Source organism: Lentzea sp. CA-135723 (genome assembly GCF_050936595.1).
Classification (GTDB): Bacteria; Actinomycetota; Actinomycetes; order Mycobacteriales; family Pseudonocardiaceae; genus Lentzea.
Genome location: NZ_JBNJMK010000001.1, coordinates 5,783,107 through 5,799,199 on the forward strand (window position 1 = coordinate 5,783,107; position 16,093 = coordinate 5,799,199).

At 68.1% G+C, this 16,093-nt stretch carries 16 protein-coding genes, 2 tRNA genes and 1 pseudogene; 9 read left to right on the top strand and 10 right to left on the bottom strand.

Going from position 1 to position 16,093, the window contains the following annotated elements:
- From ACQEU1_RS26630 to pknB, 4 genes are read left to right on the top strand one after another with little or no spacing between them, the layout of a single operon-like run.
- Positions 1 to 1,473: an FtsW/RodA/SpoVE family cell cycle protein gene (locus tag ACQEU1_RS26630; protein WP_433207114.1), complete on the top strand. Its 1,473-nt coding sequence runs from the start codon at positions 1 to 3 to the stop codon at positions 1,471 to 1,473.
- Complete coding sequence (locus ACQEU1_RS26635; protein ID WP_433207117.1) at positions 1,470 to 2,942, top strand: peptidoglycan D,D-transpeptidase FtsI family protein; 1,473 nt, start codon at positions 1,470 to 1,472, stop codon at positions 2,940 to 2,942. The genes ACQEU1_RS26630 and ACQEU1_RS26635 overlap by 4 nt, the downstream gene beginning before the upstream one ends.
- Positions 2,942 to 4,417, top strand: a complete 1,476-nt coding sequence (locus ACQEU1_RS26640) for a protein kinase domain-containing protein (RefSeq protein ID WP_433207120.1) — start codon at positions 2,942 to 2,944, stop codon at positions 4,415 to 4,417. The genes ACQEU1_RS26635 and ACQEU1_RS26640 overlap by 1 nt, the downstream gene beginning before the upstream one ends.
- A 55-nt stretch (positions 4,418 to 4,472) precedes the next feature.
- On the top strand, positions 4,473 to 6,479 hold the full coding sequence (gene pknB, locus ACQEU1_RS26645; RefSeq protein ID WP_433207123.1) for a Stk1 family PASTA domain-containing Ser/Thr kinase: 2,007 nt from the start codon (positions 4,473 to 4,475) through the stop codon (positions 6,477 to 6,479).
- 59 nt (positions 6,480 to 6,538) lie between these two features.
- Here the strand turns inward: pknB and ACQEU1_RS26650 are convergent, their stop codons facing one another.
- Positions 6,539 to 7,180: an aminodeoxychorismate/anthranilate synthase component II gene (locus ACQEU1_RS26650; protein WP_433207126.1), complete on the bottom strand. Its 642-nt coding sequence runs from the start codon at positions 7,178 to 7,180 to the stop codon at positions 6,539 to 6,541.
- A 77-nt stretch (positions 7,181 to 7,257) separates the two neighbouring features.
- On the opposite strand from ACQEU1_RS26650, the gene ACQEU1_RS26655 reads away from it, so the two are divergent.
- Positions 7,258 to 8,601, top strand: a complete 1,344-nt coding sequence (locus tag ACQEU1_RS26655) for an FAD-dependent oxidoreductase (protein ID WP_433207129.1) — start codon at positions 7,258 to 7,260, stop codon at positions 8,599 to 8,601.
- A gap of 63 nt (positions 8,602 to 8,664) precedes the next feature.
- Here ACQEU1_RS26655 and ACQEU1_RS26660 read toward each other — a convergent pair whose 3' ends face one another.
- Positions 8,665 to 8,820 carry a hypothetical protein gene (locus ACQEU1_RS26660; protein WP_433207132.1) on the bottom strand — a complete coding sequence of 52 codons (156 nt, stop codon included), beginning with the start codon at positions 8,818 to 8,820 and terminating at the stop codon, positions 8,665 to 8,667.
- Positions 8,821 to 8,825: 5 nt separating this feature from the next.
- A complete protein-coding gene (locus ACQEU1_RS26665) occupies positions 8,826 to 9,950 on the bottom strand; it encodes a class E sortase (protein ID WP_433207135.1) in 1,125 nt (374 codons plus the stop codon).
- A gap of 238 nt (positions 9,951 to 10,188) precedes the next feature.
- Here ACQEU1_RS26665 and crgA point away from each other — a divergent pair, with 238 nt between their 5' ends.
- Positions 10,189 to 10,455, top strand: coding sequence for a cell division protein CrgA (gene crgA, locus ACQEU1_RS26670; protein WP_030465604.1), 267 nt, complete (start codon positions 10,189 to 10,191; stop codon positions 10,453 to 10,455).
- Positions 10,456 to 10,689: 234 nt separating this feature from the next.
- A complete protein-coding gene (locus ACQEU1_RS26675; protein ID WP_433207140.1) occupies positions 10,690 to 11,085 on the top strand; it encodes a PH domain-containing protein in 396 nt (131 codons plus the stop codon).
- Between the two features lie 7 nt (positions 11,086 to 11,092).
- On the opposite strand, the gene ACQEU1_RS26680 is transcribed toward ACQEU1_RS26675, so the two are convergent.
- Together ACQEU1_RS26680 and ACQEU1_RS26685 are read right to left on the bottom strand one after the other, a co-directional pair.
- Complete coding sequence (locus tag ACQEU1_RS26680; RefSeq protein WP_433207143.1) at positions 11,093 to 12,007, bottom strand: rhomboid family intramembrane serine protease; 915 nt, start codon at positions 12,005 to 12,007, stop codon at positions 11,093 to 11,095.
- Positions 12,004 to 12,552 carry a peptidylprolyl isomerase gene (locus ACQEU1_RS26685; RefSeq protein ID WP_433207146.1) on the bottom strand — a complete coding sequence of 183 codons (549 nt, stop codon included), beginning with the start codon at positions 12,550 to 12,552 and terminating at the stop codon, positions 12,004 to 12,006. The genes ACQEU1_RS26680 and ACQEU1_RS26685 overlap by 4 nt, the downstream gene beginning before the upstream one ends.
- Before the next feature lie 93 nt (positions 12,553 to 12,645).
- Between ACQEU1_RS26685 and ACQEU1_RS26690 the strand changes: the two genes are divergently transcribed.
- Entirely contained in the window at positions 12,646 to 13,212 is a 567-nt protein-coding gene (locus tag ACQEU1_RS26690; protein WP_433207149.1) for a hypothetical protein, read from the top strand.
- Between the two features lie 72 nt (positions 13,213 to 13,284).
- Here the strand turns inward: ACQEU1_RS26690 and ACQEU1_RS26695 are convergent, their stop codons facing one another.
- Positions 13,285 to 13,818 (bottom strand): DUF2020 domain-containing protein, encoded by a 534-nt coding sequence (locus ACQEU1_RS26695; RefSeq protein WP_433207152.1) that lies wholly within the window; start codon positions 13,816 to 13,818, stop codon positions 13,285 to 13,287.
- Positions 13,819 to 13,925: 107 nt separating this feature from the next.
- Between ACQEU1_RS26695 and ACQEU1_RS26700 the strand changes: the two genes are divergently transcribed.
- The gene (locus ACQEU1_RS26700) at positions 13,926 to 14,318 is read left to right on the top strand and encodes a DoxX family protein (RefSeq protein ID WP_433207155.1); all 393 of its coding nucleotides are present in this window, start codon (positions 13,926 to 13,928) and stop codon (positions 14,316 to 14,318) included.
- A 418-nt stretch (positions 14,319 to 14,736) separates the two neighbouring features.
- On the opposite strand, the gene ACQEU1_RS26705 is transcribed toward ACQEU1_RS26700, so the two are convergent.
- The 4 genes and pseudogenes from ACQEU1_RS26705 to ACQEU1_RS26720 form a co-directional block, all read right to left on the bottom strand.
- A tRNA-Ala gene (locus ACQEU1_RS26705) sits at positions 14,737 to 14,809 on the bottom strand.
- A gap of 48 nt (positions 14,810 to 14,857) precedes the next feature.
- Positions 14,858 to 14,977: pseudogene (locus ACQEU1_RS26710) on the bottom strand (DLW-39 family protein); the annotation flags it as partial.
- 195 nt (positions 14,978 to 15,172) lie between these two features.
- A tRNA-Ile gene (locus ACQEU1_RS26715) sits at positions 15,173 to 15,246 on the bottom strand.
- Between the two features lie 70 nt (positions 15,247 to 15,316).
- Positions 15,317 to 15,958 (bottom strand): DUF3566 domain-containing protein, encoded by a 642-nt coding sequence (locus ACQEU1_RS26720; protein ID WP_433211787.1) that lies wholly within the window; start codon positions 15,956 to 15,958, stop codon positions 15,317 to 15,319.
- Between the last annotated feature and the right edge of the window lie 135 nt (positions 15,959 to 16,093).

A 16,093-nucleotide genomic window follows, 5' to 3' on the forward strand; every position in this document is an offset into this window, starting at 1 on the left:
ATGGGCTCGCCCGCCCCCACCGGGGAAGGCTCACCAGGCGCGTCGCTGGCGACGAGCACGTCGCCAGGACTGAAGGCGCCGACGCGACGCGGCACCGAACTGGTGATGCTCTCGTTCGCCGCCGGTCTCGTGACGCTGGCACTGATCCTGGTCGAACTGAACCAGGAGCGCTCGCTGAGCCTGCGCATCCTGTACCTGGGTCTCGCGTACCTCGGCCTCTTCGCGTGCGCTCACCTCGCCGTCCGCAGGTGGGCGCCGTACGCGGACCCGGCGATCCTGCCGTGCGTCGCGTTGCTGAACGGGCTCGGACTGGTGACCATCCACCGGATCGACCTGGCGCTCGAGGGCACCGTCTTCCCCGACGGCTCGACGTGGGACCCGGTGGCGTTCAAGCAGGTCATCTGGACCGCCATCGGGTTGTTGCTGTTCGCGGCGACGCTGAAGTTCCTGCCGGACCACCGCATGCTCGCGCGGTTCGGCTACACGTTCGGCCTCGTCGGTCTCGTCGCGCTGATGCTCCCCGGTGTGCTGCCGGGCTTCATCGCGCCCGAGATCAACGGCGCGAAGATCTGGCTGCGCCTCGGCCCGTTGTCGATCCAGCCGGGTGAGTTCGCCAAGATCCTCTTGATGGTCTTCTTCGCCGCGTTCCTGGTGTCGAAGCGGGACCTGTTCACCGTGGCGGGCCGCCGGTTCCTCGGCATGGACCTGCCCCGCGCCCGCGACCTCGGCCCGCTGTTCGCGGCCTGGGGCGTCACGGTCGCGGTCATGGTGCTGCAGAAGGACCTCGGGTCCTCGCTGCTGTTCTTCGGCATCGTGCTCGTGCTGCTCTACGTCGCCACCGAACGCGCAGCCTGGGTCGTGCTCGGCCTCGGCCTGTTCTCCGGCGGTGCGATCGTCGCGTGGAAGCTCTTCACGCACGTGCAGCAGCGCGTGGCGAACTGGCAGGACCCGATCGCCCGCTACGACGTGGTCGGCGGCGGCTACCAGATCTCGCAGTCGCTGTTCGCGCTCGCGACCGGCGGCATCGGCGGTGCCGGGCTCGGCGCCGGCCGGCCGGAGATGATCCCGGAGTCCAACACCGACTTCATCACCGCCGTGATCGGCGAGGAGCTCGGGTTCGTCGGCTTCGCGGCCCTGCTCCTGGTCTACATGATCTTCGCGTTGCGCGGCCTGCGCGGCGCCATCTCGGTGCGCGACAGCTTCGGCAAGCTCCTGGGCGGCGGTCTCGCGTTCGCGGTCTGCTTCCAGGTGTTCATCGTCGTCGGCGGTATCACCAAGCTGATCCCGATGACGGGTATCACCGCGCCGTTCCTGTCCTACGGCGGTTCGTCGCTGCTCGCGAACTACATCCTGGTCGCGTTGCTACTGCGAATTTCTGCGGCGGCGAGGGCCCCGCAGCGGGTCGCGAAGCCGAAACCGCAACAACCGGCTATCGCCGACCAGCACACTGTGATGGTGGAGCGTCCCAAATGAACACACCGCTCCGCCGCGTCGGCATGGCCATGATGGTCATGATCGTGCTCCTGCTGGGCAACGCCACGTGGGTCCAGGTGATCAACGCCGACGAGTGGCGCAAGAACGCGTACAACCGCCGGGTGCTGCTCGACGAGTACGCCCGCAAGCGCGGGCTGATCATCGCCGCGGACGGCACCACGATCGCGGACGTGAAGGAGACGACCGACCGTCTCCGGTTCCTGCGCACCTACAGCAACGGCCCGGTCTACGCGCCGGTGACGGGGTACCTGTCGGTCACCTACGGCACGTCCGGCATGGAACGCGCCGAGAACGACCTGCTCAACGGCTCGGACGACCGGCTGTTCACCCGCCGCGTCTCGGCGTTGATCACCGGTCGCGACCCGGTCGGCGGCAACGTGCAGCTCACGCTGAACGCCAAGCTGCAGCAGACCGCGTTCGACCAGCTGACCGCCAAGGGCTACACGGGTTCCGTCGTCGCGATCAAGCCGGACACCGGTGAGATCCTCGCGATGGCGAGCACCCCGTCCTACAACCCGAACCTGCTCGCGAGCCACGACTCGAACGAGCAGGCGTCGGCGTGGAAGCAGCTCAACGCGGAGGACTCCGGCGACCCGCTGCTCAACCGCGCGACGCAGGCGCTCTACCCGGCGGGGTCGACGTTGAAGGTCGTCGTCGCGGCGGCCGCGCTCGCCGACGGCAAGAACAAGGACACGCAGTACACCGCCAAGGGCTCGATCACGCTGCCGGGCAGCCAGACGCAGCTGCCGAACTTCAACGGCACCCCGTGCGGCCCCGGCGAGACGGTGTCGATGGAGACCGCGCTCGCGAAGTCGTGCAACACGGCGTTCGGTGAGATGGCGGGCCAGCTCGGCGCGAACAAGCTGCGCCGCCAGGCCGAGAAGTTCGGGTTCAACGACACGGACCTCACCGTGCCGCTGCCCGTCGAGACCTCGACGCTCGGCCCGATCCCCGACGACGCGTCGCTGTACCAGACCGGCATCGGCCAGCGCGACGTGCAGATCACGCCGCTGGAGAACGCGGTGATCGCGGCGACGATCGCGAACAACGGCAAGCGCATGCAGCCGTACCTGGTGTCGAAGATCCTCGGGCCGGACCTGAAGTCGATCGACGACACCGAGCCCGACGAGGTCGAGACCGCGATGAGCACGGCGAACGCCAACACGTTGCGGGACATGATGATCCAGTCGGAGATCAGCACCGGTGGCGAGGGCCGTCTGCAGAACGTGCAGGTGGCGTCGAAGACCGGTACCGCCGAGCACGGCGCCGACGTCACGAAGAACAACCCGCACGCCTGGTACATCGCCTTCGCGCCGGCGCAGAAGCCGGAGATCGCGATCGCGGTCATCGTGGAGGACGGCGGCGACCGCGGCCTGGGCGCCACCGGCGGCAAGGTCGCCGCGCCGATCGGGCGCGCCGTGATGAACGCGTACCTGGCAGGCCGCTGATGCTCACCAAGGGCCAGCTCCTCGCCGACCGCTACCGCCTGACCAGGCGGATAGCGGTCGGTGGCATGGGCGAGGTCTGGGAAGCGGCGGACGACCGGCTCGACCGCCGCGTCGCTGTGAAGGTGCTCAAGGCGGAGCTCTCAGGAGATCCCGAGTTCCTGCACCGCTTCCGCGTCGAGGCGCGGATGACCGCGTCGCTGAACCACCCCGGCATCGCGTCGGTGCACGACTACGGCGAGACCGCGTCCGTCAGCGACGGGCCGGAGGACACGGCGTACCTGGTGATGGAGCTCGTCGAGGGCGAACCGCTCGCGACGATCATCTCCCGCGGCCGGCTGACCGCCGAGGTGACGCTGGACCTGCTGGAGCAGACCGGGAACGCGTTGCAGGCGGCCCACGAACGCGGGCTCGTGCACCGGGACGTGAAGCCCGGCAACATCATGGTGACCCCTTCGGGCAAGGTGAAGATCACCGACTTCGGCATCGCGAAGGCCGTGGACGCGGCACCCGTGACGCGATCCGGCATGGTGATGGGCACCGCGCACTACATCGCACCCGAACAAGCTCTTGGCGGCGAAGCCGAACCGGCGAGCGACGTCTACTCGTTGGCGGTGTGTGGCTACGAGTGCATGGCCGGTCACCGGCCGTTCCTGTCCGACAACGCGGTGACCGTCGCGATGATGCACATCCGCGACATCGCGCCGCCGTTGCCGCGCGACGTTCCGCCGGGTGCGCGGGCGTTGATCGAGGCGACGCTGGTCAAGGACCCGAGGCAGCGCTACCGGACCGGTGGCGAGTTCGCCGCGGCCGTCAGCGCCGTGCGGGTGGGCCAGCCGTTGCCGACGCCCTCCGGTTTCACGATGCCCCCACCGATCCCGCAGCAGGTCACGCAGCCGCCGCAGGTGTCGCAGCCGCTGCCGATCCCGCCGCAGGTCGCGCCCCAGATGCCGCACCACCCGAGCGGTCCGGTGCGTGCCGGCACCCATCCGGCGCACCAGACCGGCATGCAACCGGTGCACCAGACGGGAACGTTCACCCCCATGCCGACGCCACCGGGGAGAAACCGGACCGCGGTCTGGGTTATGGTCGCTTTTCTGGTGGCAGTGCTGCTCGTGCTCGGCGTGGTCCTCCTGTGGAAGTTCACCGTCAAGCAGAACGACGGCAGCAGCGGGCAGGGCAGCCGGACGACGTCGTCCAGCACGGCGAACCCGAACGCTCCGGCGAACGGTCAGGCGAAGCCCGACTCCGCCGACCGGATACCGGGCAGTTCGCCGCAGCGGATCGACGAGGACGACTACATCGGTCGTTCCGGCGACGAGGTCAGCATCGACCTGATCGGCCACGGCCTGGAACCCGACGTGCGCAGCGCGCAGGGCACGGCACCGGGCGACTTGAAGAAGTGCCGGGTCACCGCCATCGCGCCCACGGGCGAGGTGCCGGTCGGCTCGAAGGTGAGGGTGACGTGCGCGCCATGAGCAAGACCAGAACCGAGTTCGGAACACCGTCGACTAGGAGCGGGACGAAGCACCGATGAGCACTCCGCGACTGCTCTCAAACCGCTACGAACTGGGTGAGACTCTCGGGTACGGCGGCATGTCCGAGGTCCACAAGGGGCGGGACGTCCGCCTCGGCAGAGACGTGGCGATCAAGGTGCTGAGGGCCGACCTCGCTCGTGACTCCCAGTTCCAGGAACGCTTCCGGCGTGAGGCGCAGAACTCCGCCGCTCTGAACCACCCGGCGATCGTCGCCGTCTACGACACAGGTGAGACGCAGACCGAGTACGGCCCGCTGCCGTACATCGTGATGGAGTTCGTCGACGGACGGACGCTGCGCGACATCGTGAAGACCCAGGGTCCGCTGTCGGGCAAGCGCGCGATGGAGGTCATGGCCGACGTCTCGGCCGCGCTCGACTTCAGCCACCGCCACGGCATCGTGCACCGCGACGTGAAGCCCGCCAACGTGATGATCACGAAGTCCGGCGCCGTCAAGGTGATGGACTTCGGCATCGCCCGCGCGCTGCACGACGGCCAGGCCGCGGTCACCCAGACCGCGGCGGTCATCGGCACGGCCCAGTACCTGTCGCCTGAGCAGGCGCGCGGCGAGTCCGTCGACGCCCGTTCGGACGTGTACGCGGCCGGCTGTGTGCTGTTCGAACTGCTGACGGGCGAGCCGCCGTTCACCGGTGACTCGCCGGTGGCCGTGGCGTACCAGCACGTCAGGGAAGACCCGAAGGCGCCGTCGCAGCTCAACCCGAAGGTGTCGCCGCAGCTCGACGCGATCGTGCTGAAGGCGATGTCGAAGGGCCCGGCCAACCGCTACCAGTCGGCCGCGGAGATGCGTGCCGACCTGGTCCGCGTGCTGTCCGGCCAGCGTCCGTCCGCCCCGGCCGTGATGACGGCCGAGGACCGCACCGCCGTGATGAACGAGCAGGCGCGCGCCCCGCGCACGCAGGTCGTCTCCAGCGGTGGCGGCGGCAGGCACCGGCCGGCGGCGTTGAAGTCGGAGCCGGACGACTACGACCCGATCGCCGACGAGGAAGAGGAACGGCGCGCCCGCCGCAAGAAGGCGATCATGGTGACGCTGGTGGTGATCCTCTGCCTGGCCGTGCTCGGTCTCGCCGCGTGGATCACCAACAGCCTGATGAACCAGAGCAGCGGCACGTCGGCCGAGAAGGTCGCGGTGCCGTCGATCGTGGGGCTGAGCGCGGTCGACGCCAGGGAGAAGCTGACCAAGGCCGGTCTGCAGGGTTCCCAGCAGGAGATCGCCTGCGAGCCCGGTGCGGCAGGCGCCCCCGCGACGTGCACCGCCGACCAGATCAACAAGGTCGTCAACACGGACCCGCCGGAGGGCACCTCGGTCGCCAAGGGCACCACGGTGAAGTTCTCCATCGGCACGCCGCCGGGCGAGGGCACCGTGCCGGACCTCGCCGGCAAGACCCCTGCCGAGGCCCAGGGCATCCTCGACAAGGACCCCAACGGCTTCAAGCTGCAGCAGAGCGACCAGACCGTCGAGGTCGACGACGCGTCCAAGGCCGGCAAGATCGCGCAGCAGAACCCCGCCGTCGGCCTGAAGCTGAAGAAGGGCGGCACGATCACCATCCAGCTCGGCAAGGCGCCGGACAAGGTGAACGTGCCGGGTGTCGTCAACAGCGACAAGGACGACGCGCAGCAGACGCTCGAGGGCTCCGGCTTCAAGGTCGTCATCGAGACGGTCGACAGCCCCAAGCCCGAGGGCACCGTGATCCAGCAGACCCCGGCCGCCAACAGCAAGGTGGACAAGAACACCACCGTCACGCTGAAGGTCTCGAAGGGCAACCAGTTCGAGATGCCGGACCTCGTCAACCTGGACAAGAAGGAAGCGGAGCAGAAGCTGCGCGCGCTGGGCTGGAACGCCTCCTTCAACGTCCAGAACCAGCAGGTCCTCGACCCGTCGAAGCGGGACCAGGTGCTCTCGCAGCAGCCGACGAAGGGCACGCTGATCACCAAGGGCACCGCGGTGACCGTCACGGTCGCCACGCTGGGCGCCGGCGGTAGTTAGGTCTTCACGCGCAAAGGGGGCGGCTTCCTGCTTGAGGAAGCCGCCCCTTTTTTTGCTGGTCAGAGCCGGGCGGCCGCGGCGAGCGTGCGCATGCCGTTCTCCAGCTGCGCGACCGTGGCCTCGGGAACCTCGAAGCCGCAGACCTTCAGCCAGTTGGCGAGCATGCGATGACCGCCGTCGGTCAGCACGGACTCGGGGTGGAACTGCACGCCCTCGACCGGCAGCTCCCGGTGCCGCATGCCCATGACGATGCCGGTCTCCGTCTTGCCGGTGACCTCGAACTCCGCGGGGATCGTCTCCGGCAGCACCGTCAGCGAGTGGTACCGCGTGGCGATGAACGGCTGCGGCACCCCCTTGAGCACACCGCGACCCTCGTGAAAAACGATGCTCGTCTTGCCGTGCAGCAACTCGGGCGCGCGATCGACCGTGCCACCCCACACGACACCGATCGCCTGATGGCCGAGACACACGCCGAACACCGGCTTGCCGATGTCCGCGCACTTCTTGATGACGTCGATGCTCGCACCGGCACGCTCCGGCGTGCCGGGCCCCGGGCTGACGAGCACACCGTCGACCTCGTCGATCTCGTCGAGGTCCACCTCGTCGTTGCGCCGCACGACGCACTCGGCCCCGAGCTGGGCGAGGTACTGGACCAGGTTGTAGACGAAGCTGTCGTAGTTGTCGACCACGAGCACGCGCATGGAGAGAGCTTAGTTGGTCGGCGCGAGTGAGTTAGCTCTCGTCTGCGTTGAGGTTAGGCTACCCTAAAATAGGTGTCATGAGTCGCCCCTTGCGCGTCGCGATCGTCGGCGCCGGACCGGCCGGCGTCTACGCCGCCGACATCCTGACCAAGTCCGACGTCGACGCGCAGATCGACCTCTTCGAGAAGCTGCCGGCCCCGTACGGCCTGGTCCGCTACGGCGTCGCACCGGACCACCCCCGCATCAAGGGCATCGTGGGTGCGTTGCAGAAGGTGCTCGACCGGCCATCGGTCCGGTTCTTCGGCAACGTCGAGTACGGCGTCGACATCAAGCTCGACGACCTGCGCCAGTTCTACGACGCGGTGATCTTCTCCACGGGCGCCTCCGCCGACCGCGCGATGGACATCCCCGGCATCGACCTGCCCGGCAGCTTCGGCGCGGCGGACTTCGTGTCCTGGTACGACGGCCACCCCGACGTGCCGCGCTCGTGGCCGCTGACCGCGACTTCCGTCGCCGTGCTCGGCGTCGGCAACGTCGCTCTCGACGTGGCTCGGGTGCTCGCCAAGACCGCGGACGAGCTGCTGGTCACCGAGATCCCGGTGAACGTCTACGAGGGCCTGGCCGCCTCGCCCGTCACCGACGTGCACGTCTTCGGGCGTCGCGGTCCGGCGCAGGCGAAGTTCACGCCGCTGGAGCTGCGGGAGCTCGACCACTCCCCCAACGTCGAGGTCATCGTGCACGCGGAGGGCATCGAGTTCGACGAGGCGTCGATGCACGCGATCCGGACCAACAAGCAGGTCGAGATGATCGTGAAGACGTTGCAGGAGTGGGCGATTCGCGACGTCGGCTCCCGCCCTCGACGACTGCACCTGCACTTCCTGGAAGCGCCGGTCGAGGTGCTCGGGGACTCGTGCGTGAGCGGGTTGCGGACCGAGACCCAGGAACTGACCGGCGACGGCAACGTGCGCGGTACCGGGGTGTTCACCGACTGGGACGTCCAGGCCGTTTATCGGGCCGTCGGATATCTGTCGACGCATTTGGTCGACATTCCGTTCGACCACGTTTCCGGGACCATTCCGCACGAGGCGGGGCGCGTTCTGGACCTGGACGAGGTGCCCATGCCCGGCGTTTACACGACCGGCTGGATCAAGCGCGGGCCCATCGGGTTGATCGGGCACACCAAGGGCGACGCGTTGGAGACCATCACCAGTTTGCTGGTGGACGCCGACTCGTTGCCTCGTGCCGCTTCGCCTGCCGCCGGGGCGGTGGTCGAGTTCCTCGCCGCTCGCGGGGTCCCGTTCGTCACCAATGACGGGTGGGGCCGGCTTGATGCCCACGAGATCGCGCTGGGGGCCGCTCACGGACGCGAGCGGATCAAGGTCGTTTCTCGTGAGGAGATGACTTCTGTCTCGAACGGCTGACGCCGTTCCTCGATGAGGCCGCCATCGCGCATTTGCGCGGTGGCGGTTTCACTTGTTTCGAGGTCACTGCGTGGTGACGTTGTTGAACGGCAGCTTCGGCTCCGCCCAGGGGAACACGACGAACATCAGCAACGCGACGATGCCCACGACCAGGACCACGGCCTCCAGCACGCGCACGGCGGTCGGGCCCGGCAGGTGGCGCCAGATCCAGCTGTACATCGGACTCAGGCCCCCGTCATCTCTGGCGGCACGAAGCCGTCGGCCACCGGGTAGCTCTTCGTTTCGATCGCGTGCACGATCAGGCGCTGCTTGTCGGAGAAGCGCGGGTGGCACGTCGTCAGGGTGAGCAGGCGCGCCAGCTTGTCCTCCGGGACGGCGGTGCCCACCTGGTGCGGGACCGGCGCGATCACCTCGCCCTGGGTGGGGGCGACGATCTCCTGGCCCACGGTCTTGCCGTACGCGTCGCCCAGCGTGGTGGAGAGCGGGGCAACGCCGGCGCAGGCGGCCTCTTTCGACTTCGGGTTGCTGGCCCAGCCCTGGACCTCGCTGCTCATCGGGAGCACCCGGTAGACGAACCACTGGGTCTGGGTCTGGACGACCACCGCGTTGCAGGACTCGAGCAGGTCCAGGTCGTTGAAGGGCGCGCCCTTGCCCACCCGGTGGCCCGCGATGGCGAAGTTGCCCGCCTCGCCCGGCTGGGCGGTGTCCTTGTAGTGGCCGGGACCGATTTCCAGGTGCTTGTCGGTCGTGCCTTCCACCACGGAGAACTTCCAGTCGTTGCCGAAGACCGGGATGTACATCTTCGCGAAGGCCTTGCCTTCGATCAGGTTCAGCTTCGACTGGCGGTTCGGGTCCGCCGGCGGGGGCGTGACGACGTTCGAGTTCCATTCGTTGTCGAGGGCCGCGGTCGCGTCCTGCTGCTTCTCCGCGGAGAGCAGATCGGTGACGTAGACCTCGTAGACGACGAACAGCAGAACCACCAGGCCCATGGTGATGAGGGCCTCGCCCACGCCTCGGACCGCTTTGCGGGCGAGGCTCTCCGGCGGCAGCTCCGCCTTCTTCGGGGCCTCGTCGTCGTAGTAGTCGTCCTCGTCGTAGTAATCGTCGTCGTAGTCGTCCTCGACGCGCGGGATCACCTCGGTGGGCGGGTCCACCGGGCGTGGGCGTGGGGGCATCTGACGCGGCGGCATTCCCCTCGGCGGGGTGCCGGGCGGCGGACCGGGACGGCCGGGGTGCGGCATGCCCCTGGCCGGGGTGCCGGGCGGCGGGAAGATCGGCCGCTGTTGCGTGTTCGGGGGCAGGCTTCCGGAGAAAGCGCTGGTGAACTGGGTTGCGTCCGGTGGAGGCATGGGCCGCGGAGAGGGCGTCGGCCGCACGTGCTGAAGGTCATCACGACGGGGTGCAGGGCGCCGTGGAGGCGGCTGCTGCGGTCCCGAGTTCACCTGAGAACCTCCGCGCGGACTGTGAACTGAAAACAACTGCGTCTGCAAGGTGGTTCGCTGACCACCGCCGCTACGTTAACGTGTCTCCTGAGTAGTGCACGTAAACTCGCGTCACTCACGGATATCCACGTCAGGCGAGGACAGCATGCCCAAGTCGAAGGTCCGGAAGAAGGCGGTCTACACCGCACCCACTGACCGCCGCACGCCGGTCAAGGTCAAGGCAGCGGGGCCGTCTCACCCGGTCTACGTCGTTGTCATGCTCGGCTTCATGCTGCTCGGCCTCGCGTGGCTGGTCGTCAACTACATCGCGGCCGAGAAGATCCCGTTCATGCTGGAGCTCGGGGCGTGGAACTTCGCCATCGGCTTCGCGCTCATGATCATCGGTCTGCTGATGACGATGCGCTGGCGCTAGGCGCACAGCCGCTCACAGTTCGCACAGGTCGGCCCGGACGTCACACGTCCGGGCCGACCTTTGTTCGCTTCGGGTTCACCTGGTTCATCCGAGCGTCACCGAAGCACACGGCTGTAAGTCATCCCCATTGGGGACAAGTCCTGTGGACAACTTTGCACCAAAATGCACAAGCGACGGTTTTCCCTCATGCGGACCCGTTCAGTTGTCCACATTTCATGCGGCACACTCGACAGTGTGACTCGCACCTGGTCCACGCCGGCCCCTGTCGTCCTCCTCGGGTGGATGGCGGCCGCCGCGCTCGCCGTCGCGACGCTCGTCGCCGACGACAACGCAGGACGTCTGCTCATCGGCCTGGCGACGCTGCTGGTCGCCTATCTCGCGGCGTTCGCCTCGCTGGCCCGGCCGCGGCTCACCGCCGACGCGAACGGTCTGGTCGTGCGCGGGTTCGCGAGCAGGACGCAGCTGCCGTGGCACGAGGTGAAGGTCAAGCTGCAGACCACGCGCAGGCTGGGGCGGGAGCAGCAGACGTTGGAGCTCGACGCCGAAGACCGTCTCGTGGTGCTCACGAGGCTGGACCTCGGCGCCGATCCCGAAGAGGTGGCCGGAGTGCTGCACGCACTGCGGCCGTGAAGCACTGCTAACGGCAGGTGTTGTACTCCAGGAGGAACTCCGCGGCCGTGTCCAGCTGCGCGGCGCGCAACGCGAACATGCCGACGAGCAGCACGGCGGCCGCCACCACGGCACCGGCCTGGTAGGCGTTGCGGTTCTGCCGCGGCGCCTTGACCATCGCGAGCGTCAGCAGGCCGCCGATCACGAGGCCGCCGAGGTGCCCGAGCAGTGACGCGTTGGTGAAGAGGTTCGACACCAGGTTGAGCACGACGATCACGACGATGGTCGAGATGTCCCGCTGCTGCCGCTTGAACACGATCAGCAGCGCGCCCATCAGGCCGAACACCGCGCCGGACGCGCCGGCGTACGTCGGGCAGACGCTGCCGAAGAGGAACGCCGACGCACTGCCGCCGAGCAGCGACAGGAAGTAGACGGCGCTGTACCGCAGCTTGCCGAGCTCCTGCTCGATCACCGGGCCGACCACGAACAGCGCGGCCATGTTGAGCGCCAGGTGGATCAGGCCGAAGTGCATGAAGCCGGACGTGAGGACCCGCCACCACTCACCGCTCGCGGTGAGGCCGGGGATCATCGCGGTCTCGACGAAGATGCTCGACCTGCTGTTGTTCATCGGGCTGCCGGACTGGACGACCGTGGCGATGTACGCCAGGACGTTCACCGCGATCATCAGCTGGGTGATGATCGGCCGGCCGCCGGAGGCCACGGCCCCTGCGGACGTGCGCGCCTGACGGACGGAGCGCGAGCCTTCGTTCACGCAGTCGACGCATTGCATGCCGACCGAGGCGTCACGCAGGCACTCCGGGCACATCGGACGGTCGCACCTGGTGCAGCGCAGCCGGGTGGGCCGATCGGAATGACGTGCGCAGACCGGGGTTTCCGGCTCCGCTCCGATCGGCCCCTCCGGTGGCACGGATGCGTTGCTCACGCGCGTTCGATCGTGATCCGCTCGATCTTGATGTCGTTGACCGGACGGTCGCCCGCGCCGGTCGTGGTGTTGCCGATCGCGTCGACGACGTCGCGCGACTCCTGGTCGGCGACCTCGCCGAAGATCGTGTGCTTGAAGTTCAGCCACGTCGTCGGCGCCACGGTGACGAAGAACTGGGAGCCGTTGGTGTTGGGCCCGGCGTTCGCCATCGCGAGGAGGTAGGGCTTGTTGAACTGGAGTTCGGAGTGGAACTCGTCGGCGAAGCGGTAGCCGGGGCCGCCGCGGCCGGTGCCCGTCGGGTCACCGGTCTGGAGCATGAAGCCGGCGATGACGCGGTGGAACAGGGTGCCGTTGTAGAACGGACCCGATTTCGTGCCGCTCGCGTTCGCCTCGGTGTAGTCCTTGGTGCCCTCGGCGAGCCCGACGAAGTTCGCCACCGTCTTGGGGGCGTGGTCGGGGAGCAGGTTGATCCGGATGTCGCCCTGCGTGGTGTGCAGGGTCGCCGTCACCTTGGTCCCGACGAGGGATTCGTTGCTGTCAGCCACCACCCCATCGTGCCATCACAGGCGGAGATGTTCAGAAACGGGCACGATGGGTATCTCTATGACATCACCGGACGACAACGTGTGGAGCACAGGATGGACGAGGTGGACGTCATGACCCGCGCCGGCGAGAACGTTGGCAAGGCTGTCGGCACCGGTCTGAAGGCCGCGCGTCAGGGTGTCGTTCGCGCTGGTCACGCTGCTGAGGCCAAGCTGGCCGACCGCGGCATCACCACTGACCAGGTCCGCGGCGCACTCGTGGAGCGTGCCGACGCGCTCATGGGCAAGGCCGAGGACTGGGAGAAGCAGACGCGGCGCCAGCGCAAGCGGCTCGCGAAGAAGAGCGCCCAGACGCGCGCCGACCTCATCGGCAAGGCGGAGGTCGTGCGCAAGGAAGTGAAGAAGGCGGCGAAGCACGCGCGCAAGGACGCGAAGGTGCGCGCCAAGGAGATCCGCAAGGCCGCGGCCCAGCTCGGTGCGGACGCGCCGAAGCGCCGCCGCTGGCCGTGGGTGCTGGGTCTGCTGATCGCGGCCGCGGCGGCGGGTTACGTCGCGATGACGCGCCGGCCGCAGGAGGTCCACCTGCAGGAGGAAGAGCAGGTTCCGCACGCGGAGCCCGTTCTCAACGGCCAGGTGCCGTCCCAGAAGGAGCCCATCAAGTAGGTGTGCTGCGCGAAAGCCCCCGCGACTCCGTGTCGCGGGGGCTTTCGCCGTTCGTCAGAACAGTCAGAACCGTCAGAGCTGCAGGCCCTTGATGGCCTCTTCGGCGATGCGCCGGGCCTTGATCGACTGCTTCTGGTTGCTCGTGACCACCACGGCCGCCTCGCCCTTGCCCACCGCGTAGACGACACCGGTGTCGTTGCTGACGTACCCTCCGGTCCACCCGGTGGGCGCGGTGGCGGGCTGCGAACCGTCCGGCGCCGCGTCGTTCACGATCAGCTTGGCCACGCGCTCGTCCCCCACGTAGACGCGCACGGTCAACTGGATCTCAGTTGCATTCGCGTAGAAAAAGCACGCAGGGTGAGGCTGATCCGTTGACAGTTTCACTTTGGGTACACGCTGCCCGTTGGCCTCCGCGACGAATCCGGTCGCCAGGTAGGGGCAGGTGCCGTCACTCGCGGGCTGGGGCGCGGGCGGCACGGTCGGAGCAGCGCTGGTCGTCGTGGTGACCTGCTGCGTCTGGGTCGTCGGCACCGGCACGTTCTGAGCGGTCTGGGAACCGCACGCGGCGAGAACGCCGAGCAGGGGCAGCAACAGTGCTCGTTTCATAGGGGCAACAGTCAACCAGATACCAAAAGCGCCTCAACCGGCACACTCTAAATTGGTCCATACCTTTTGTGCCCTGCCCCCGCCTACGCCCTGGAAGGACCCCTGACATGGAGTTCTTGGAGCAACGACGAGAGCACGCTCTGGCGCTCTTCCGCATCATCATCGGTCTGTTCTTCGTGTTCCACGGGGTGCAGAAACTGGGCAAGGGAGTCGACCTCCTCGCCTGGCCGTCCGGCCCCGTCACCCTGATCGAACTGATCGGCGGCGGCCTCATCCTCATCGGCCTGTGGACGCGCTGGGCCGCCCTGATCAGCTCCGGCGCCATGGCCTACGCCTACTTCGTGGTGCACCAGCCCAAGGCCCTGCTGCCGATCGAGAACGGCGGCGAACTGGCAGCCGTCTACGCCTGGGCCTTCCTGCTGCTGGTCTTCACAGGCGCCGGCGCCTGGAGCATCGACACGATCCGCAAGTCGTCGAAGAAAACCCTGGCCGCAGCGTGACGACATGATCGCCGCGCCCGAACCGCACTGAAGCCCCGTTCCCAACGACGCGAACGGGGCTTCCGCACGTGTTGAGAGGAGAGGCCGAGAAGGCCCAACGGAGAGCCAGGAGCGAAGGTCGAGGCCGAGAGGCAAGAGCCCGGAGTTGGAGGCGGGAAGGCGCGGCTGGGAAGCGAGAGCCGCAGGCGTGAGAAGCAGGAGGGGCGGCTGGAGACAAGCCCGCCGCACCCAGGCCGCCCGACCGTCCTAGCCGATCTCGACCAAACCGCCCGATGAGGCCTGCTGACGCCGAAGGCGAAGCGGCCGGGGGTCCGGGGGCTTGCCCCCGGCGTGGGGTCTGGGGGCTCGGCCCCCAGAAAACACTTCGGGCCGAGGAGGTCTGCGCTTTCCGCAGACACTCCTCGACCCGAGGAACGAATGGAGACGAGGGGAATCGAACCCCTAACCCCCGCCTTGCAAAGGCGGTGCTCTGCCAATTGAGCTACGTCCCCGCGCCTGAGGGCGGCAGGCCGCCCGTCAAGGCAAAGATCAAAAGATCAGTCGGTGGGAGCGGTGGCCTCGCGCCACAGGTCCGCGTCGGCCTTGGCCGAACGGCTGCGCTTCACGAAGAACAGGACCGCACCGGCGACCACGACGAGTGCGATGATCTTCTTAGCCACTTCGAATCCCTCCCAAGACCAAAAAGTAAGCGACCCCACCACATTACCCCAAGCCAGCTGGTGGCGGCCGGTCAAGTGTGATGGGGGTCCGGGGGTGTCCCCCGGCTGGGGCTTGGGGGCTTGGCCCCCAGAAAAAGAGACGATGATTCGGATCAGGTAGGCGTATTCCGCCTACATAGATATGCCCGAATCGAGTGGGCCTAGGAGGACTTGAACCTCCGACCTCTTCATTATCAGTGAAGCGCTCTAACCGCCTGAGCTATAGGCCCTCGATCATCACCCCTTGGGGCAACGAGGAGAACCTTACAGGATCGTCCTTCGCTGCCCCAAATCAGGGGGTCACTCTCGTTCGGACAACGTCAGTTCGAGGCCGCCGGCCAGGTCCGCGGACACGTTGTAGACGAACGCGCCAACGGTCGCGAGGGCCGTGAACAGGACGATGTTGACCGCGCCGATGATCGCCGAGACGCCGAAGACGCGGCCCGCGCTGATCAGCGGTTCGCCCGGCTCGTTGGCCTGGAGCAGGTCGTTCGCGGTGCTGTTGATCTTGTCCCAGACGCCCATGCCGTGCAGGACGCCGTAGAGGACGCCCACCGCGACGAGCCAGACGAAGAACAACGCGACGCCCAGCACCAGGGCGAGCTTGAGGACCGACCACGGGTCGACGCGCTTCACCTGGAGCGAGGCGCGGCGGGGGCCTCGGCCGGGGCGGCGGGCCGACGGGGCGGAGGCGGCGGGGCGCGAGGCGCTGCTGCCCATGTTCACCGACGTGCGGCTGCTGCCCAGGCCCACCGGCACGGCCGAGCCCGTGACCACGGGCTTCTGCACCTTCACGGTGTCCGGGTCGGTGGACGGGAAGGCAGGCGCCGGTTCCGGGACCGGGGGTGCGGCCGGGGCCGTGTAGGTCTCGGTCGCGTCGTGCGTGGCGGCTTCCGTGTCGTTCGTCACTCGCTGCCAGGGCGGCGGGGCCGAGACGACCACCGGCTCGTCGGCGACGGGCGCCGGGGCGGCCGGAGCCGGCGCGGGCGCCGAAGCCGGAGCCGGGGTGGCCGCCGGAGTGCTGAGGGAGACCGTCTTCTGCTCGACGGGAGCAGCTGCCTTCTCGACGGGCTTCTC